Genomic DNA, 18,181 nt, shown 5'->3' on the forward strand with positions numbered 1-18,181 from the left:
TTCACGTCTTTCGACGCGCATAAGTTGTGGATAAGCACCTGACCAGCGTGCCATAAGGAGGCATGACCACGCTGCCTGACCCCGCACGCTTCGCCCATGTCACCGACTGGGTGTTCGATCTCGACAACACGCTCTATCCGCACCATTCGAACCTGTTCGCGCAGATCGACGTGAAGATGACCGCCTATGTCGGAGAGCTTTTGACGCTGCCACGCGACGAGGCGCGCAAGCTGCAGAAGGAACTCTACCTGGAGTATGGCACGACGCTGAACGGGCTGATGACGCGCCACGGCATCGACCCCGACGATTTTCTCGAGAAAGTCCACGACATCGACTATTCGTGGCTGGTGCCCGATCCGGTCCTCGGAGCCGCGATTCGCCAGTTGCCCGGCCGCAAGTTCATCTTCACCAATGGCGATCGCAGGCATGCCGAACGCACCGCGCGCCAGCTCGGCATACTCGAGCATTTCGACGCCATCTTCGACATCGTCGCGGCCGGATTGAACCCCAAGCCGGCACGCCAGACCTATGAGAGGTTTGCCGAGCTGCACGCCGTCACTGGCCACAATGCGGTGATGTTCGAAGACCTTGCCCGCAATCTGGCCGTGCCGAAGTCGCTGGGCATGACCACGGTGCTGGTGGTGCCGCGCCACTTCGAGCCGACCTTCTCGGAGATCTGGGAACGCGACCCGGCCAACGAGGACGACGTCGATTTCGTCACCGACGATCTAGCCACTTTTCTCACGGCGATCGTCGAAGTGCCCGCCTGAGACGCGGGCCCGTTACGCTCAGAGATTGTAGAAGCGGCCGATGATGCCCCAGGCCTCGTCGGCGGTGTCGACGAAATCGATGATGTCCTGGTCGCCGGGCGTGATCGTGCCCTGTTCGGCCAGGAAATCGAGATCGATCGCCTTTTGCCAGAAGGACTTGCCGAACAGGATCACCGGCACGCGCTCCATGCGCCCGGTCTGGATCAGCGTCAGCGTCTCGAAGAATTCGTCCATCGTGCCGAAGCCGCCGGGGAACACGGCGACGGCCTTGGCGCGCATGACGAAATGCATCTTGCGGATGGCGAAATAGTGGAAATTGAAGCAGAGCTCGGGCGTCACATAGGCGTTCGGCGCCTGCTCGTGCGGCAGCACGATGTTGAGGCCGATCGACGGTGCGCCGACATCGTCGGCGCCGCGGTTGCCGGCCTCCATGACGCCGGGCCCGCCGCCGGTGACGACGACGAATTCGCGGTAGTAGGAGGTCGCCGACTGCTGCGAGCAGAGGCGGGCGAACTTGCGCGCCTCCTCGTAATACCGGCTGTTCAGCTCGAGGTTCTTCTTCTGCGTCTCGTTCTTCGCCGCCCAGGCTTCGCCGCCGGGCTCGGGAATGCGCGCGCCGCCAAACAGGATCACCGTCGAACGGATGCCGCGTTCGGCCAGGATCATCTCCGGCTTCAAGAGCTCGAGCTGCAGCCGCACCGCGCGCAATTCGCGCCGCGTCATGAACTCGGGGTCGTTCCAGGCCAGCCGATAGGTGTCGGCGCGCGTCTGCGGCGTGTCCGGCACGCTTTTTGCGCGCTCCAGATCCTCGTCCGAATGCGGCAGCGGCGTCCACCCCGCCTTTTCCATTGGCGTCATTTGCTCTACCCGTCCCAATAATTCACTTGCGCCGTCCCATGGCGCACTCGCGATTGACCCCCAATAAGCCTTAACATAGGGTCCGCGCGACTTTCAAAACAGGTTAAGGCGCTGCCCCTTAACAGCTTGGTAACGGAGCGAAATCATGTCGAAGCCTGATCTGGCGAGCCTCGAAACGACCATCGAGAAGGCCTTCGAGGAGCGCGACACGATTTCGACCGCGACCCGCGGCGAGACGCGCGACGCCATCCACTCGGCACTCGACCTGCTTGACCGCGGCGCCGCTCGCGTCGCCGAGCGCCAGTCCGACGGCAAGTGGCACGTCAACCAGTGGCTGAAGAAAGCGGTGCTGCTGTCGTTCCGGCTCAACCCGATGGAGATCATCAAGGGTGGTCCGGGCGAAGCGGTGTGGTGGGACAAGGTGCCGTCGAAGTTCGACGGCTGGAGTGCTGTCGACTTCGAAAAGGCCGGCTTCCGTGCGGTGCCGTCGTCGATCGTGCGCCGCTCCGCCTATGTCGCGCCGGGCGCGGTGCTGATGCCGTCCTTCGTCAATGTCGGCGCCTATGTCGACAGCGGCACCATGGTCGACACCTGGGCCTCTGTCGGCTCCTGCGCGCAGATCGGCAAGAACGTGCATCTGTCGGGCGGCGTCGGCATCGGCGGCGTGCTGGAGCCGATGCAGGCCGGCCCGACCATCATCGAGGACAATTGCTTCATCGGCGCCCGTTCGGAAGTGGTCGAGGGCTGCATCGTGCGTGAAGGCTCGGTGCTCGGCATGGGCGTGTTCATCGGCCAGTCGACCAAGATCGTCGACCGCGCCACCGGCGAGATCTTCTATGGCGAAGTGCCGCCCAATTCGGTGGTCGTCGCCGGATCCCTGCCGGGCAAGGCTTTCCCGAACAACGAGCCCGGGCCCGGCCTCTACTGCGCCGTCATCGTCAAGCGCGTCGACGCCAAGACCCGCTCCAAGACCTCGATCAACGAATTGCTGCGCGATTGATCTTTTCCGGAAACGGACGCACCTTCCGCCAGCGCGACAATCCGTCGCGCTGGTTCGAGATGGAGGGGTGACATGGACTGGAAATTCCTTCTGACCAGCTATGAAGGCCGCATAAATCGCGGCAAGCTCTGGGCCTGCGTTGGCGTGATATTCGTCGGCGCGCTTGTTGCAGCGATTATCGACAACATCATCGGCACGACATTCAACGGCATGCCATATGGTTTTGTGTATGTGATCTACGCGCTTGCCATGCTCTATAGCGTTTTCGCCGTCTACGCCAAACGCTGGCACGACCGGGACAAGTCGGGCTGGTGGTCGCTGATCGGACTCGTGCCGATCATCGGCGGCATCTGGATGCTGGTCGAGCTTGGTATTCTCGAAGGCACCAGGGGCGCCAATCAGTATGGACCGGACCCGCTTGCCTGAAAAATCTGACCTCATTTGGCTTTTCTTCAAGACTTCAGGCCGCGTCAGCCGCGCTGCCTATTTTCTCGGCGGGCTGCTGGTGGCCATCGTGCAGGCCTTTCCGCTCTACCGCTTCACGCTGGTGGCGGAGGGTTCGCCCGAGAGCAATATGTGGTCGTTCATCTTCTTCGTCGCCTTCATCGCCTCGCTGTGGTCGAACATCGTTCTGGCGGTGAAGCGGCTACACGATCTCGACAAGCCGGGCATCGCGGCGCTGGTGCTGTTCGTGCCGGTCGTCTCGATCATCGCCTTCCTGGTGCTCTGCCTTTTTCCCGGACAGCCAGGACCCAACCGCTACGGCAGGCGCACCAACGCGCCGGCCGACTGACGGGGACCGGTCGATGCGCTACCGCACGCTTGACCCGAAACTGATCATCGAGACGGCCGAAAAACTTGAGGAGCGCGTCGCCGAGCGTTTTCCCGATGCCGGCCTGCGCGGCGTCGCCGCCGAGCTGGTCTCCTTGTCCCGCGACCTGGCAAAGGGCGCCAAGGCGCTGGAAGCGCCGATCTGGTGGCTGCGCGTTCTCATCGTCGCTGCCGTCGTCGCCGGGACGCTGATGTTCCTGTTCGTCGGCACCGTCCTGCCGTTCGACCGCATTTCCAAACCCGGCGACGCCGTCCAGTCGGTGCAAGGCATAGAAGCCTCTCTCAACATGATCATCCTCGCCATTGTCGGCTTCCTGGCGCTGATTCGGTCGGAGGAGCGCATCAAGCGCAAGCAGGTGTTTCGCCAGCTGCACGGCTTGCGCTCGCTGATCCATGTCATCGATATGCACCAGCTGACCAAGGACCCGGCGACGCTTTCCGCCAGTTTCAAGCCGACCGCGCATTCGCCGGCCCGCATCACCAATGCCGCCGACCTCGCCCGCTACCTCGACTATTGCTCGGAAATGCTGTCGATCACCGGCAAGATCGCCGCGCTGTTCGCCCAGTCCGTCAACGACGACGTCGTCATAGATGGCGTCAACGACATTGAGAACCTGGCCTCCAACCTGTCGCGCAAGATCTGGCAGAAGATCACCCTGATCGAAGGCCGGCCTCAGGATGGCCGAACAGGGAAAAAGAACCAACCCTGATCCATCGGGGTCTTTCAGGCCCTGACCGCTTCCGGGCTCAGCCCGGGCGAGCCTTGCCGTTGCCGCTCGGCTTCACGCACCAAAGCCGCGACGCGCGCCGTCACAGGCGCCGGCACGCCTGCCCTTTGCGCCAGGCCAAGCACCGCGCCTTGCAGCTCGACGATCTCCGTCGACCGGCCGCGCTGCAGATCGTCCCACATCGAGGAGCGCGCTTCGGCGTCGATAGCCAGCATGCGCCGTGCCAGACGCTTGAACAGCCAGTCCGGCAGGCGGAGCACTTTTGGCATCAGTGCAGGGGGCAGGCCGGCAATCCGTGCGGGTTTGATTCCGCAAGCCTTCATCGCCGCCAGCGCCTCGCCGATCTGGCCGGCGAGGATCAGCCGCCAGCGGCGGTCGGCGAGTTCGGTCGCCAGCGGCAGGCCGGACAGCGCCACCAGCGCGTTGTTGAGGTTCATCAAAAGCTTGCCCCACAGCACCGCTGCCATGTCGCCATGGGTTTCGACCGTCAGCCCCTCGACAGCAAGCAATTCGGCCAGGCCGGCCACGCCGTCCTCGATCATCACCTTGCCCTCGCTGGCCCGGTGCACGCGCAGCGGCTCGCCGTCGGGCGACTGGACGACGTTGAACGGCACCATGCCGGCAAGCACTTGCCGGCCGGCCAACGCGGCCCGCAGCCGGTCGGCATTATCGACGCCATTCTGCAGGCTGATGACCACCGCGTCCGGGCGGGCATGGGCGGCGATCAGCGCAGTCATTTCTTCTGTTCCACCGCTCTTGACCATCACCAGGATCACTTCGGCATTGCGCAGGGCGGCCGCCGGATCGGCGGTGGCCGACAGCGCCTCCGGCGCGGCGCGGCGGTCGCGGCCGTCTAGATCGGTGACCCGCAAACCATCCTGGCGCACCGCCTCGCCGATGCGTGGCCGCGCCAGCAGATTGACCCGCCGGCCGGCCAGCGCCAGACAGCCGCCGACATAGCAGCCGATGCTGCCGGCACCGGCTATTGCGACCAGACTGTCGTTGTTGGCCATGCGATAGTCCTTTATTGGCTGGTAACTATACGGCATGAAAACCATATTGTCGGCGCCATGGCTGGCCATGATGTCTGGCCGTGACAGGCCTTCCGCTTTCGACTATCGCTTTGCCCATGAAATTGCCGACCGACCCCGCCGCAAACCTCGCCGCCCTGATCCGCTGTGCCTCGGTGACGCCCGCTGAAGGCGGTGCGCTCGGCGCGCTGGAAGACATGCTGAAGCCGCTGGGATTTTCGGTCGAGCGTCCGGTGTTTTCGGAAGACGGCACGCCGGACATCGAAAACCTCTATGCGCGGCGCTCCGGCAATGGTCCGCATCTGATGTTCGCCGGCCATACCGACGTGGTGCCGGTCGGCGACGAAGCCGCCTGGACGCACCCGCCCTTCGCCGCCGACATCGCCAATGGCGAGATGTATGGCCGCGGCGCCGTCGACATGAAGGGCGGCATCGCCTGTTTCATCGCGGCGGTGGCGCGCCACGTCGAGGAGAATGGCGGCCCGAAGGGCTCGGTCTCGCTGCTGATCACCGGCGACGAAGAAGGCCCGGCGATCAACGGCACGACAAAGCTGCTCGAATGGGCCGCCGGCAAGGGCGAGAAATGGGATGCCTCGATCGTCGGCGAGCCGACCAATCCGGACGCGCTCGGCGACATGATCAAGATCGGCCGGCGCGGCTCGCTGTCCGGCAGCGTTGTCGTCAACGGCCGCCAAGGCCACGCCGCCTATCCGCAGCTTGCCGACAACCCGGTACGCGGGCTGATGAGCCTGGTCGATGCCTTGCTTTATCCAGCCTTCGACGAGGGAACGAAAGATTTCCAGGCGACCAACCTGGAGGTGACCTCCATCGACGTCGGCAACCCGGCCACCAACGTCATTCCGGCGAAGGCGACGGCGACCTTCAACATCCGCTTCAACGACACATGGACGGCCGAGACCATCCAGGCCGAGATCCACAATCGCCTCGACCAGGCGGCCGGCCGCACAAAATACCGGCCGGGCAAGAAGACGCCGGTCGACTACGACATTGTCTGGCGCGACCGGCCGAGTCACGTGTTTCTGACCCGCGACGACCGGCTGATCGAGACGCTGAGCCAGTCGGTCAAGACGGCCATCGGCAGGAAGCCGGCACTCTCGACCTCGGGCGGCACATCGGATGCCCGCTTCATCAAGGATTATTGTCCGGTGGTCGAATTCGGTCTGGTCGGCAAGACCATGCACATGGTCGATGAACGCGTCGCACTTGCCGACCTCGAGACGCTGACGCAGATCTACCAGCGCTTCATCGAAGACTGGTTCGAGCGAGGCGCGGCGTAACCATGCTTCGGTGTGATCATGCTTTCGGCCGATGAAACCTACGCTTCGCTGGCTGGCGCCTGGCGGCTGATGCTCGGCAAGGCCGACGGTCTGCGCCTGCTCGACCTTTCGGCCGACGGTTTCTGGAATTCCTTCTTCGCCATCGTGGTGGCGGCACCGGCGCTGATCGTCGGCTGGGTCGGCATCGCCAACGAGATCGGCGACCCGAACGCATTCGCCGGGCGCTTCAGCATGCTTCTGCGGCTGGCGACCGTCGATATCGGCTCCTGGGTGCTGCCGCTGGTCGGGCTGGCGCTGGTCGCGCCGCGCCTCGGCCTTGGCGGCCGCTTCGTCCATTATGTCGTCGCCAGCAACTGGGCATCGGCGATCATCGCCTGGCTGATGCTGCCGTCGGCGCTTATCAGGCTTTTCCTGCCGTCCGACGAAGTCTCGGGGCTGGTGTCGCTGCTATTGTTTGCGCTTTCGATGGTGCTGACCTGGCGCATGACCAATGCCGTCTTCGGCAGGGGCGCGGCTGTCGGCACCGCGGTCTTTGCCGGCATGTTCGTGGCGTCACTGGCCGTGCTGTTCGGGCTGCAGGCGCTGCTGGGCATCACCATACCGACCAGCATCGAGAGCTGATCTTCGACCGAACCGCGGTCCCGCCTAGCTGGTTTCCCCAGCAGCCTGCGGGTAGTCGACGCCAACGAGGAAAAGCCCGTCGGGCGGCGCCACCTGGCCGCAGGCGGCGCGGTCATGTGCGTCGAGCGCTGCCTTGAGATCGGCGCCACTCCAACTGCCGTCGCCGACGCGCTTCAGCGAGCCGACCATCGAGCGCACCTGGTTGTGCAGGAAGGAGCGCGCCGAGGCCCTGACCTCGATCAGGTCGCCCTCGCGGCTGACGTCAAGACGGTCGAGCGTCCTGACTGGGCTTTCGGCCTGGCACTGGGTCGAGCGGAAGGTGGTGAAATCATGCCGCCCGAGCAGCAGCTTGGCCGCCTCGTGCATGGCGGCGGCGTCGAGCCGCTTCGGCACCCACCAGACCTTGCCCTTGTCCAGCGCCGCCGGGGCGCGCCGGTTGGCGATGCGGTAGAGATAGTGGCGGCGGGTCGCCGAGAAGCGCGCATCGAAGTCGTCAGACACGACCGCCGCCTTGAGGATGGCGATGCGCGCGCCGGCCATTTGCAGATGGGCGTTGACGGCGTCGCGCACCTTATCGTTCGGCCACGCCTTGGCGAGGTCGACATGCGCCACCTGGGCGGTCGCATGGACGCCGGCATCGGTGCGGCCGGCGGCGCGCAACCGCACCGCCTCGCCACAGAATTTGTCGATCGCCTGTTCGATCGCCTGCTGCACCGAAGGCTGGTCCGCCTGGTGCTGCCAGCCGGCAAATTGGCTGCCGTCATATTCGATGTCGAGGCGAAAACGCGGCATATGCGAAGTGCACTCGCCGCTTAGGCGGCGAGTGCGGTAAAGGCAGAAGCGTAGACGAGCTTGCCTGCCTCGGGAGCGTCGCCCCAGGCCAGCGCCTGCAGCGCCTCGCCCTGATATTCGCTCTCGAAGTTTTCGGCGCGGGCATGGGCATAGCCGAAGCGGCCGTAATAGGCCGGATCGCCCAGCACCACGGCCAGACTCTCGCCGGCATCCTTGAGCCGGATATGCGCCTCGCGGATCAGCGCGCCGCCAATGCCTGAGCCATGGAAGGACGGCTCGACAGCGAGTGGCGCCAGCGCCACGGCCGGAAAGCTCTTGGCGCCGGTCTGGACGTACAGCCTGGAAAACAGGATGTGGCCGACCACCTGGCCGTCCTCTTCCGCCACCAGCTCGACGACGGCATCGCCGCCGGTGACCAGCGCGTCGACCAATCCGGCCTCCGCCTGCTGGCCGAATGCATGTTCCTCGACGAGGCGGATCGCCTCGCGATCCCGCGGCGTCGCCGCGCGTATCGACATCATGCTCATGAGAGTTTCGTTCCTTTTTCGATCTTGGCTCCGCGCAAAAACTCCTGCGCGGTGGTGGACCTTCCGCCCGCCCGTTGAACTTCGACCAACCTGATCGCGCCCGACCCGCAGGCGACCGTCAGCCGGTCATCGAGAATTCCTCCCGACTCGCCGACGCCATCCGTAAGCGTCGAGCGAAGCAGTTTCAGCCGCTCCATGCGGCCGCCAATGTCGACCTCGCACCACGCGCCCGGAAAGGGCGAGAGGCCGCGAATGTGATTGTGGACTTCGCCGGCAGGCCGCGTCCAGTCTACGCGTGTCTCCGATTTATCGATCTTTTTGGCGTAGGTCACCCCCGCCGTCGCCTGTTGGGTAAATGTCAGACAATTTATCCCCAGCCGCGTCAATGCTTCCACGATCAGCGAAGCGCCCATGTCCATCAGCCGGTCATGTAACTCGCCGGCCGTCATATCGGGTGCTATGGCGCATTTTTCAACCATCGCCACCGGCCCGGTGTCGAGACCCTCTTCCATCCGCATCACCATCATGCCGGTCTCGGTGTCGCCGGCCATGATGGCGCGCTGGATGGGAGCGGCACCGCGCCAGCGCGGCAGAAGCGACGCATGGCCGTTGAGACAGCCGAGCCGTGTCGCCTCGAGCACGGCCTTCGGCAGCAGCAGCCCATAGGCAACGACCACTGCGACATCGGCGCGCAGGGCGGCGAAGGCCTGCTGCTCCGCCTCGCCCTTCAGCGATGTCGGCGTCCGCACCTCGATGCCCAATCGTTCCGCCTCGCGCTGCACCGGTGACGGCGTCAGCTCCAGCCCGCGCCGGCCGGCGGCGCGGGGCGGCTGCGTGTAGACGGCTGGTATTTCGTGGCCGGCCTCGGCGATCGCCCGCAGCACCGGGACGGAGAACTCCGGCGTGCCCATGAAGATGACGCGAAGGGGCATGCCCCTATCCCACCATCTTGCCCGGCGCCTTGTCCCTGGCGAGCTTCTTGAATTTCTTGACCACCATGTCGCGCTTCAGCTTCGAGATATGGTCGATGAACAGCACGCCGTTGAGATGGTCGATCTCATGCTGCAGGCAGGTCGCCATCAGGCCCTCGGCCTCCATCTCCTGCAGCTTGCCGTCGCGGTCGAGATATTTCACCCGTACCGAGGCAGGGCGCTCGACCTCGGCATAATAATCCGGGATCGACAGGCAGCCTTCCTCGTAGACCGAACGCTGGTCGGCGCTTTCGAGGATTTCGGGATTGATGAAGACATGCGGCGCCGGCGTCTCGTCTTCCTTGGCGAGGTCGATGACCAGCATGCGCAGCGGCTCGCCGATCTGGATCGCCGCGAGACCGATGCCGGGCGCGTCATACATGGTGTCCAGCATGTCGCCGGCCAGCTTGCGCAAGGGCGCGTCGACGCGCTCGACCGGTTTGGAAACCTGGCGCAGGACGGGATCGGGAAGAATGATGAGCGGCTTGATCGACATGGCGTCTCACCTAAGACGTCATGCGAAAAGCGTCAACGGGGACAATCGAAGACCGTTCACGTTTTGATCTGTGCCAGCGGACCGAATCATTTATGCTGGCACCATGAACGACCTGACCTCGATCCTTTCCGAACCCGTCGCTCGGCTCGGCGCCAGTACGTTCACGCTCGGCCATGCGCTGGCCTTCGGCACGGTGCTGTTTCTCGGCCTATTCCTGGCCCTGGTCGTCGCGCTGTGGCGGTCGGCCAGGGCGCGCGCGGTGGCGGCCGCGGAAGCCGCCGACCACGCCCGCGATGCGGAGGCGCGGATGGCCGGCATCCTGCAGAGCCAGGCCGAGATGAAGGGCCGCATGGGCGCGATCGCCGAAGTGTTCGGCGCGCGGCAGGCCGAACTCACCCAGTCGATCGGCCAGCGGCTTGATGCGATGACCGGGCGTCTTGGCCAGACCATGACCGAGCAGACCAAATCGACGCATGAGAGCCTGGCAAAGCTACAAGAGCGGCTGGCGGTGATCGATACGGCGCAAGGCAACATCCAGTCGCTCGCCGGCCAGGTGGTGCAGTTGCAGGCGATCCTCTCCAACAAGCAGACGCGCGGTGCCTTCGGCCAGTCGCGCATGGAGGCGATCGTCGCCGACGGCCTGCCGCACGGCGCCTACGAATTCCAGGCGACCCTGTCGAACGGCAGCCGGCCGGACTGCCTGGTGAAGATGCCGAACGGCGCGCCTTCGCTGGCCATCGACGCCAAGTTTCCGCTGGAAGCCTGGAACGCCATCCGTGCCGCCGACGGCGCCGATTTCCAGAAGGTTGCCGCGCAGGCATTCCGCCGCGATATCGAGATCCATGTTCGCGATATCGCCGAAAAATACCTGATCCAGGGAGAGACGCAGGACACCGCCTTCATGTTCGTGCCCTCGGAATCGGTGTTCGCCGAGATCCACGAGAATTTCGAGGCGGTGGTGCAGAAGGCGCATCGCGCCCGTGTCATCATCGTCTCGCCGTCGCTGCTGATGCTGTCGATCCAGGTCATCCAGGCGATCCTCAAGGATGCCCGCATGCGCGAGCAGGCGCATCTGATCCAGGGCGAGGTTATCAGGCTGATGGAGGACGTGGCGCGTGTCGACGAGCGGGTGCGCCGGCTGCAGACGCATTTCGGCCAGGCGACGAAGGATATCGACGACATTCTCGTCTCGACGTCGAAGGTGACCAAGCGCGGCCAGAAGATCGAAGCGCTGGAGTTCGCGGAAGCCGAAGCCGAGGCGGCGCGCCCCGGTGCCGGCAAGGTCGAGGCCGGCGCGCGCGTCGCCGATTCCAAAACGGGCCAGCTGCGGCTGCGTGTGGTCGAAGGCGACGACTGAGCCGCCGGAACGGCTGCTACTGCTCCTCGACGGTCGTCATGCCCTCAAATTCCGGCAGCCAGTGCAATGCCGAGCTGTGCCAAACCTGTTTTCTCGGGACCAGCTCCTCGCGCTGATGCGCCGTGCCGACCCTGATGCCGTAGATCTTCGGGCCATCGCCGACCGATGTCGCAAAGAGATGCGATCCGCACTCGCCGCAAAAGCCCTGGGCGCGTTTGGCGCCAGTGGATCCGGTCTTGATATAGACCTTCGGTGTGCCGCTGGTGATCCTGTAGTTGCTTTCCGGTGCCGGTACCGTCACCCGGAAGGCCGTGCCGGTCAGTTTCTGGCAATCCGTGCAGTGGCAGATCGAGGTCTTTTCCGGATCGACCTCGGCCTCATAGGTGATGGCGCCGCAATGGCACCCGCCGTCAATTCTCATTGTCGCTTCTCCCGAAATCCAGCCGTAATCTTAGCGTGATGCAGTCGCGAGGCAACTGGTGGCTAATCCAGAGCCTCTCCGGATGCCTCTACGATCGCCTTGCGTCGGCGCTCCCAGGTTCCTGCCGCCTGCGGTTTGACGAACAGTCGCGAAATCTCCGGCATTTCCTTTTTCAGCACGGCCTCGAGCCGCTCGACGCAAGCTTCGATCTCGGGCGCCCTCAGGTGGTCCTCGAATTCGATGCTCAAGCCGGCGACGATTTCCTGCGGACCGATATGGACGCTCAGTATGCCATTGGCGCGCTGCACCGCGGGGTCCTGCTGGGCGATGGCAAGCACCTTCTTCTGCACCTCGGGCGAGGCCGGTTCGCCCAAAAGCAGGCCCTTGCTTTCGCGGGCCAGGAAGATGGCGGTGGCGCCGAGGATCATAGCGATGCCGATCGACGCTGCGCCGTCGAGTTCGGGCATGGCGAATATCTCCGCCGCCAAGATGCCGGCAAAGGCGACGATCAGGCCAAGCAGCGCCGCGCTGTCCTCGAACAGCACGGTGTAGACGCTCGGATCCTTGCTGAACTGCACCGCCTCGATCCAGCCGAGCCTACCCTTCTCGCGGCGGAATTCCTTCAGCGCCACGTACCAGGAACTGCCCTCGAACAGGAAGGAGAGGCCAAGCACGACATAATTCACCATGCCATTGGCGACCGGCTCGGGCGCCATGATGTGCACCACGCCTTCGTAGAACGACACGCCGGCGCCGAGTGCAAAGACCAGAAGTGCGACGATAAAACTCCAGAAATAGAGCTCGCGGCCATGTCCTAGCGGATGCATTCGGTCGGGCGGCCGCGCGGCGCGGCGCATGCCGTAGAGCAGCAGCCCGCCATTGCCGGTGTCGACCAGCGAATGAACGCCCTCCGACAGCATGGCCGAGCTGCCGGTGAAGAAGGCGGCGGCGAATTTGGTCAGCGCGATGGCGAGATTGCCGGCGAGCGCGGCATAGATGACCTTCCTCGACCCGCCATGCGCCGCCATGGTTTTCTACCCTGTCCGATGCCCACCGAACTTGACGGCCTCCCCGCCGAAGCTCCACAGGCATTCACAACGCGCAAACGGTCCAGTCGTTCAGTGGGAAGGTGGGCACCGTGAGCCCTATTCGACGACCTCGTCGGTCCATACTTTGAAGCCGGCGAGCGTGCCCGGCCCAAAGATATGGGTCAGCGGCACATCGGCCGCGTCGCGGCCGGAAGCGATCACGATGCGGCCGATGCGCGGGGCGTTGTTGCGCGGATCGAAAGCGTGCCAGCGGCCACCCAGATAGACCTCCATCCAGGCGGCGAAGTCCATGCTCGACCACGGTTTTGGCGTGCCGATATCGCTGATGTAGCCGGTGCAGTAGCGGGTCGGGATGTTCAGCGCCCGGCAGAAGGCGACCGCGAGATGGGCGAAGTCGCGGCAGACACCGCTTTGCTCGCGATAGGCCTCGGCGGCAGTGCGCGTCGGCCGCGCATTGCCGTAGTTGAAGACGATGTGGTTGTGAACGAAGTCGCAGACCGCCTGGACACGTCGAACGCCGAGCGGAGTGTGACCGAACAGCCGCCACGCTTCGTTTGCCAGCACATCGCTCTCGCAATAGCGGCTGGGCAGCAGGAACAAGAGCGTGTCCGACGGCAGGTCGCGCACCTCGTGTTGCCAGGCCATCAGGTCGCCCATCTCGAAGGTGCCGGGGTCGCGGATCACCGCGTCGGTGCCGAAGGTGAAACGCCCGGGCGGGGCGACAAGACGGTTGCACCAGTTACCGAAGCTGTCGCGATAGCTTTCGATCGGCACCGGCGGATTGGAAGTCAGGAAATCCGGCCGTTCGAGATCGGATGCCCTGGAATAGTGGACATTGAGCATCGCGATCAAAGGTGTTTCCTGCGGAAAGTCGAAGCTCATCTCGCAGCCGATGTGGATTCGCATTCTCGTCCTGACCGGCCTGCCTGATCGTTACCCGGCGAAAGCCGGATCGATGCTACAGTGCGGCCAAGACCATCGCATGGACCGGGGCCGTTGACGAGGAAAATAGAAAATGCGTTGACAGGACCTCAACTGGCGCGCCGAGATGCAACAGGCTCTTGCAGTCGGACCAATCTCTTGTTTCACTTCGGGGCCACTAATTGGAGGAGCGAATCATGGCTAAAGGTGCGATGAAGGCGGGCAAGGAAGCCCGCAAGCCGAAGAAGGATGCGAAGAAGCCCGCCGCAGCCCCGGCGCTCAAGGCGCCACCGGTCAAGGCGATGAGGCTCAAGGAAAAGTAGGCCGCTCTGGGATATTTCTGATCCCGGCCAACCCGTTTCGGCGCAGATTACAAACCGGCGGCATGAACAATGCTGCCGGTGTTTTGTTGATCGGCAAATGAAGCTTCCTAAATAGACGCGGCGAGGACGACCTCGCGCTTTCTCCGAAATCCGGCCGGGACGACCCGCCATCAAGTGTTGCTGTGTGCGTGTCGTTATCGCAAAACCGCGCGCACTTTTGGGCGACACGCACCGAATGGAGTGTTTCCCCATGTCGTGGATTTTTTTGTTCTTTGCCGGTCTGTTCGAGATCGGCTGGGCGATCGGCCTCAAATACACCGATGGCTTCTCGAAGCCGCTGCCGACAGTCCTCACCATCGCCTCGATGATCGTCAGCCTCGGCTTGCTTGGCATGGCGCTGAAGGCGCTACCTGTCGGCACGGCCTATGCGGTATGGACCGGCATCGGCACCGTCGGCACGGCGCTGCTTGGCATCTGGCTGCTCGGCGAGCCGGCGACCGCTATCCGGCTCGGCTGCATCGCGCTCATCGTCTGCGGCATCATGGGGTTGAAGCTCGCAGCCTGATTCAGGCCGCTCCCGTGCCTGACAAATTTTGGATGCACAAACGCGTTCAGGGCCGCTACGGGCGGCCCTGGCATGATCTAGTCGATCGCGCCGAAAGCTAGCGGGCGGAGAAGCCCGGGGGCGTCCTGCCGGTGCGCTGCTTGCGTGCCGCGTAACGTGCGTCGCGCTTGGCCTTGCGTTCGGCTTCGTCGGCAAGCAGACGGGCAATGCGCTCGTTTTCTTCTGCTTCCCGAATCTTCGCATCCGCTTGCGCCGCTTCTTCAGCAGCGATGCGGGCCGCTTCCGCGGCTGCCTCGCGCTCGGCCTTCTCGATCGCTTCGCGCGCAAGCTTTTCCTGCTTCAGCCTGGCCTTTTCGGCCTCGCGCGTCGCACGTGCCTCGAGGATTGCCTTGCGTTCGGCCTGTCGCGCCAGCACCGCAGGATCATCTGCCGCCGGCTTTGACTTGAAACGCTCCAGAAGCGCCTTCTTTGCCTCGTTTGCGGCATTGCGCCGCTCGAAAATGTCTTTTTCCCTGTAGATAGCCAAGTCCACTTCCCTGAAGTCAATTCGCGACGCTTACATACGCGCGAAAACCGAGAGTTCAAGCGCCAAAACGGTATGCCAGCCATGAAATTCTGGGCTGTTGCAGCCGGGAGACGCTTCTTTCAGCCGAAATCGACATGCACTGTTCACCGTCCGCCCCTCTGGCGGCACGGCCGGCCGATCGCTACCTCTAGCCCGAAAATCAAAACGCTGGGATGACACGCCATGGAACTTGGTCTCTACACCTTCGCCGACGTCAGCCCGGAACCGGGCCCGGGCGCCATCGGGCCGCATGAGCGTCTGCGCAATTTGATCGAGGAGATCGAGCTGGCCGACCAGGTGGGCCTCGACGTGTTCGGACTGGGCGAGCACCACCGGCCGGACTATGCCGCATCGGCGCCCGTGGTGGCGCTGGCCGCGGCGGCCGAGCGTACCAAGCGCATCAAGCTGACCAGCGCGGTCACGGTTCTGTCCTCCGACGACCCGGTGCGCGTCTTCCAGCAGTTTGCGACGCTCGACCTTCTATCCGGCGGCCGGGCCGAGATCATGGCCGGGCGTGGCTCGTTCATCGAATCCTTCCCGCTGTTCGGCTACAACCTCGAGGACTATGACGAGCTCTTCGCCGAGAAGCTCGACCTTTTGCTGGCCATCCGAGACAGCGTCAAGGTTAACTGGCAGGGCCGGCTGCGGGCGGCGATCAACGGCCGGGGCGTCTATCCGCGTCCCTTCCAGGAAAAACTGCCGATCTGGATCGCGATCGGCGGTACGCCGCAATCGGCCGCCCGCGCGGGCGCACTCGGCCTGCCGCTGGCGCTCGCCATCATCGGCGGCGAGCCGGCGCGCTTCGCACCGCTGTTCGAGGTCTACCGCGAGGCGGCAAGACGCGCCGGCAACGACCCGGCAAGCCTGGCCACGAGTCTCAACGTGCATGGCTTTATCGCCGAGACGACCGAGAAGGCGGCCGACGAGTTCTACGGGCCGCAGGCCGAGGTGATGAACCGCATCGGCCGCGAGCGCGGCTGGGGCCCGACCTCGCGGGCGCACTTCGATCAGTCGCGCGGCCCCAACGGCGCGCTGTTCGTCGGCAATCCCGAACAGGTGGCCGAGAAGATCGTCGCCCAGCACAAGATCTTCGACAATGACCGTTTCCTGCTGCAGATGGCGATCGGCATCATGCCGCATGCCAAGGTCATGAAGGCGATCGAACTCTACGGCACCAAGGTGGCGCCGATCGTGCGCAAGGAAACCGCGAAATCCGCGCCAGCGGTGGCAGCGCCCGTCGCCTGAGCGGCGGGCGGCTCGTCCACGAAGCCTGCTGTTGCATGCTACGGTTTGTGGGCGGTCCCCATCATCTCGGCATGATGGGTCTCGGTCGCCTCGTCCGCCGGGAACATGCACTCGATGCGCAATTCCTGAGCGGCAACGGTTTGTGGCGTGCCTACCGTAGTGACCATTGAAAAGTAATTGAGAACCCGATCTCCCTTGACGAAGCCGAGCGGAATGACGGGCATGAAGCCGATCGCCACCGGGTTTTTCCATTCGCTTTTCACGTCCGGATAGGCGAGCAGTTCGGCCAGTAGATCCTTTGTCTTCTCGTCGATGACGCGGCCGATGGATTCGCGATAGACACGCTCGAACAAGCTCCTCGCAACATCGGGCCAATTGGCGACGTATGGGCGCATGCCTAAGGGATCGAACATTAGGTGCAGCATGTTGCGCGGTCCGCGGCGGGCGGCCATGTCGATGAAGCAGCCAAAGAAGCGCGGCGCGGATTCATTGGTCATCAGCACGTTCCAGTATCGATCCATGACTAAGGCTGGAAACGGCTCATGCTGCCGCAACATGCGCGTCAAGGCATTGGTCACGCTCGTCATCTCGGCGGAGTCCCAGGCGCTCTCGGAAAACATCGGCGCATAGCCCGCGGCCAGCAGCAATGTGTTACGGTCGCGCAAGGGAATATCGAGCGCCTGGGCGATAGTCATCAAGGTCTGGCGGCCGGGAACGCTGCGGCCGCTTTCGACGAAACTGATTTGCCTTTGCGAAATGCCCGTATCGAGCGACAAATCGAGCTGGCTTCTGCCGCGCAGATCACGCCAATGGCGCAAGAGCACACCCAGATCCGGCGTCATGTTGGTCCTGAGTTTCGACGGTGTCATCGATCATATCCTCACAGCCCGCGAGAGCCATGCGCGGCGATCCGACCGCGCATGTGCTCGACATCGCATGGATGGCATCCGCCAGACCATGCGATGTCGGTCGGTTCAGGCGGCGGCGGACCACGCCTGGGGCTGGAAGCGTTCCTCGATCGGCGTGCCGGCCATGTTGGTGGTGGTTGCCGCCATGGTGGAAACGCCGACCCCCGTTACCACTTCCAGGATCTGGGCCTTCGAATAGCCCGCCGACACAAACGCATCGATGTCGGCGTCGGTCACGTTTCCTTTGGTCTCGATCAGCGCCTTCGTCAGCGCCGAGAGTGCCGCATATTTCGGATCTCTCGGCAACCTGCCTTCGCGGATCGCCTTGACTTCGCTTGCGGCAATCCCGTCTTCGATGGCGAACGTCGAATGCGCGGCTACCGTCCAGGGACATTTGATCGTGACTGCGTTCGTAAGCAGCAGGACCTGCTTTTCGATCTCGTCGAAGCTGCCAGCGTGAAAACTGCCGAAGCTGCTGACGAAGCCATTGAGGAGAACCGGATTGTTCGCCATCGTCGCCATGACGTTCGGAAGAAAGCCGAACCTCTCTTCCAGCGCCTTTAGCGCAGGCCTGGATTTTTCCGGCGCCGATTCGATTGTCTGAAGGTTGAACCTGTGCATTGTAACGTCCTCTTCCAAGGTCAGTTTTCTGATTGCACGCACACCTTCGCGTTGCGCCAAGCATTGCGATCAATTGGAAATCGCCGTGCACCTTTCGATCCGGTGCCTGCGTCTGGTTTCGCGAAAGTCTGCTCGTATTAGGCCTGTCGGCAGCGCCGTCTCAATTACACGCCATGTAATATTGCCGTCGACGCGTTGTGGTCGGCGCGAGACTTCCGAGCCGGCCCTACGCTCAACAGCCGCCTGCTTTCCCATCGGGCCTCCGATGGCACCGCCCGCCGCA

The 18,181-nt window shown here is 63.9% G+C and carries 23 protein-coding genes; 11 read left to right on the top strand and 12 right to left on the bottom strand.

Going from position 1 to position 18,181, the window contains the following annotated elements:
• Positions 1 to 62: 62 nt before the first annotated feature.
• On the top strand, positions 63 to 770 hold the full coding sequence (locus D3227_RS28745) for a pyrimidine 5'-nucleotidase (protein ID WP_120017618.1): 708 nt from the start codon (positions 63 to 65) through the stop codon (positions 768 to 770).
• 18 nt (positions 771 to 788) lie between these two features.
• Here D3227_RS28745 and D3227_RS28750 read toward each other — a convergent pair whose 3' ends face one another.
• Entirely contained in the window at positions 789 to 1,628 is an 840-nt protein-coding gene (locus D3227_RS28750) for an LOG family protein (RefSeq protein ID WP_120017619.1), read from the bottom strand.
• A gap of 145 nt (positions 1,629 to 1,773) precedes the next feature.
• Between D3227_RS28750 and dapD the strand changes: the two genes are divergently transcribed.
• The 4 genes from dapD to D3227_RS28770 all read left to right on the top strand — a co-directional run bounded on the left by dapD (position 1,774) and on the right by D3227_RS28770 (position 4,169).
• Positions 1,774 to 2,628: a 2,3,4,5-tetrahydropyridine-2,6-dicarboxylate N-succinyltransferase gene (gene dapD, locus D3227_RS28755; RefSeq protein WP_120017620.1), complete on the top strand. Its 855-nt coding sequence runs from the start codon at positions 1,774 to 1,776 to the stop codon at positions 2,626 to 2,628.
• A gap of 72 nt (positions 2,629 to 2,700) precedes the next feature.
• Positions 2,701 to 3,054 carry a DUF805 domain-containing protein gene (locus D3227_RS28760; RefSeq protein ID WP_120017621.1) on the top strand — a complete coding sequence of 118 codons (354 nt, stop codon included), beginning with the start codon at positions 2,701 to 2,703 and terminating at the stop codon, positions 3,052 to 3,054.
• Complete coding sequence (locus D3227_RS28765; protein WP_167480895.1) at positions 3,047 to 3,421, top strand: DUF805 domain-containing protein; 375 nt, start codon at positions 3,047 to 3,049, stop codon at positions 3,419 to 3,421. The genes D3227_RS28760 and D3227_RS28765 overlap by 8 nt, the downstream gene beginning before the upstream one ends.
• Before the next feature lie 13 nt (positions 3,422 to 3,434).
• Positions 3,435 to 4,169, top strand: a complete 735-nt coding sequence (locus tag D3227_RS28770; RefSeq protein WP_120017623.1) for a hypothetical protein — start codon at positions 3,435 to 3,437, stop codon at positions 4,167 to 4,169.
• Positions 4,170 to 4,183: 14 nt separating this feature from the next.
• Here D3227_RS28770 and D3227_RS28775 read toward each other — a convergent pair whose 3' ends face one another.
• The gene (locus tag D3227_RS28775; RefSeq protein WP_120017666.1) at positions 4,184 to 5,200 is read right to left on the bottom strand and encodes a 2-dehydropantoate 2-reductase; all 1,017 of its coding nucleotides are present in this window, start codon (positions 5,198 to 5,200) and stop codon (positions 4,184 to 4,186) included.
• 116 nt (positions 5,201 to 5,316) lie between these two features.
• Here D3227_RS28775 and dapE point away from each other — a divergent pair, with 116 nt between their 5' ends.
• Both dapE and D3227_RS28785 read left to right on the top strand, forming a co-directional pair.
• Complete coding sequence (dapE, locus tag D3227_RS28780; protein WP_120017624.1) at positions 5,317 to 6,516, top strand: succinyl-diaminopimelate desuccinylase; 1,200 nt, start codon at positions 5,317 to 5,319, stop codon at positions 6,514 to 6,516.
• Between the two features lie 18 nt (positions 6,517 to 6,534).
• A complete protein-coding gene (locus D3227_RS28785; protein ID WP_120017667.1) occupies positions 6,535 to 7,137 on the top strand; it encodes a transporter in 603 nt (200 codons plus the stop codon).
• Positions 7,138 to 7,161: 24 nt separating this feature from the next.
• Here D3227_RS28785 and truA read toward each other — a convergent pair whose 3' ends face one another.
• Genes truA through def form a run of 4 tightly spaced genes read right to left on the bottom strand, consistent with a single transcriptional unit; the run spans position 7,162 to position 9,923 of the window.
• Positions 7,162 to 7,929 (bottom strand): tRNA pseudouridine(38-40) synthase TruA, encoded by a 768-nt coding sequence (gene truA / locus D3227_RS28790; protein WP_120017625.1) that lies wholly within the window; start codon positions 7,927 to 7,929, stop codon positions 7,162 to 7,164.
• A gap of 20 nt (positions 7,930 to 7,949) precedes the next feature.
• On the bottom strand, positions 7,950 to 8,456 hold the full coding sequence (locus D3227_RS28795) for a GNAT family N-acetyltransferase (RefSeq protein ID WP_120017626.1): 507 nt from the start codon (positions 8,454 to 8,456) through the stop codon (positions 7,950 to 7,952).
• The gene (gene fmt / locus D3227_RS28800; RefSeq protein ID WP_120017627.1) at positions 8,453 to 9,388 is read right to left on the bottom strand and encodes a methionyl-tRNA formyltransferase; all 936 of its coding nucleotides are present in this window, start codon (positions 9,386 to 9,388) and stop codon (positions 8,453 to 8,455) included. The genes D3227_RS28795 and fmt overlap by 4 nt, the downstream gene beginning before the upstream one ends.
• Before the next feature lie 4 nt (positions 9,389 to 9,392).
• Entirely contained in the window at positions 9,393 to 9,923 is a 531-nt protein-coding gene (gene def / locus D3227_RS28805) for a peptide deformylase (protein ID WP_120017628.1), read from the bottom strand.
• 103 nt (positions 9,924 to 10,026) lie between these two features.
• On the opposite strand from def, the gene D3227_RS28810 reads away from it, so the two are divergent.
• Positions 10,027 to 11,280, top strand: a complete 1,254-nt coding sequence (locus D3227_RS28810) for a DNA recombination protein RmuC (protein ID WP_120017629.1) — start codon at positions 10,027 to 10,029, stop codon at positions 11,278 to 11,280.
• 16 nt (positions 11,281 to 11,296) lie between these two features.
• Here the strand turns inward: D3227_RS28810 and D3227_RS28815 are convergent, their stop codons facing one another.
• From D3227_RS28815 to D3227_RS28825, 3 genes are all read right to left on the bottom strand, one after another.
• The gene (locus D3227_RS28815) at positions 11,297 to 11,701 is read right to left on the bottom strand and encodes a GFA family protein (protein WP_120017630.1); all 405 of its coding nucleotides are present in this window, start codon (positions 11,699 to 11,701) and stop codon (positions 11,297 to 11,299) included.
• A gap of 62 nt (positions 11,702 to 11,763) precedes the next feature.
• Complete coding sequence (locus D3227_RS28820; RefSeq protein WP_120017631.1) at positions 11,764 to 12,729, bottom strand: cation diffusion facilitator family transporter; 966 nt, start codon at positions 12,727 to 12,729, stop codon at positions 11,764 to 11,766.
• Between the two features lie 117 nt (positions 12,730 to 12,846).
• On the bottom strand, positions 12,847 to 13,656 hold the full coding sequence (locus D3227_RS28825) for a transglutaminase-like domain-containing protein (protein WP_120017632.1): 810 nt from the start codon (positions 13,654 to 13,656) through the stop codon (positions 12,847 to 12,849).
• A gap of 212 nt (positions 13,657 to 13,868) precedes the next feature.
• On the opposite strand from D3227_RS28825, the gene D3227_RS43885 reads away from it, so the two are divergent.
• Together D3227_RS43885 and sugE are read left to right on the top strand one after the other, a co-directional pair.
• Positions 13,869 to 13,994, top strand: a complete 126-nt coding sequence (locus tag D3227_RS43885; protein ID WP_006200611.1) for a hypothetical protein — start codon at positions 13,869 to 13,871, stop codon at positions 13,992 to 13,994.
• 250 nt (positions 13,995 to 14,244) lie between these two features.
• Positions 14,245 to 14,559 (top strand): quaternary ammonium compound efflux SMR transporter SugE, encoded by a 315-nt coding sequence (sugE, locus tag D3227_RS28835; protein WP_120017633.1) that lies wholly within the window; start codon positions 14,245 to 14,247, stop codon positions 14,557 to 14,559.
• A 97-nt stretch (positions 14,560 to 14,656) separates the two neighbouring features.
• Here sugE and D3227_RS28840 read toward each other — a convergent pair whose 3' ends face one another.
• Positions 14,657 to 15,085 carry a DUF6481 family protein gene (locus D3227_RS28840; protein WP_120017634.1) on the bottom strand — a complete coding sequence of 143 codons (429 nt, stop codon included), beginning with the start codon at positions 15,083 to 15,085 and terminating at the stop codon, positions 14,657 to 14,659.
• 222 nt (positions 15,086 to 15,307) lie between these two features.
• On the opposite strand from D3227_RS28840, the gene D3227_RS28845 reads away from it, so the two are divergent.
• Positions 15,308 to 16,369, top strand: coding sequence for an LLM class flavin-dependent oxidoreductase (locus D3227_RS28845; RefSeq protein ID WP_120017635.1), 1,062 nt, complete (start codon positions 15,308 to 15,310; stop codon positions 16,367 to 16,369).
• Positions 16,370 to 16,407: 38 nt separating this feature from the next.
• Here D3227_RS28845 and D3227_RS28850 read toward each other — a convergent pair whose 3' ends face one another.
• A complete protein-coding gene (locus D3227_RS28850) occupies positions 16,408 to 17,238 on the bottom strand; it encodes a helix-turn-helix domain-containing protein (protein WP_167480896.1) in 831 nt (276 codons plus the stop codon).
• Between the two features lie 105 nt (positions 17,239 to 17,343).
• Positions 17,344 to 17,898 (bottom strand): carboxymuconolactone decarboxylase family protein, encoded by a 555-nt coding sequence (locus D3227_RS28855; protein WP_120017669.1) that lies wholly within the window; start codon positions 17,896 to 17,898, stop codon positions 17,344 to 17,346.
• Positions 17,899 to 18,181 lie beyond the last annotated feature (283 nt).

The organism is Mesorhizobium waimense (assembly GCF_003601975.1).
In the GTDB taxonomy this organism is placed as follows: Bacteria; Pseudomonadota; Alphaproteobacteria; order Rhizobiales; family Rhizobiaceae; genus Mesorhizobium; species Mesorhizobium waimense.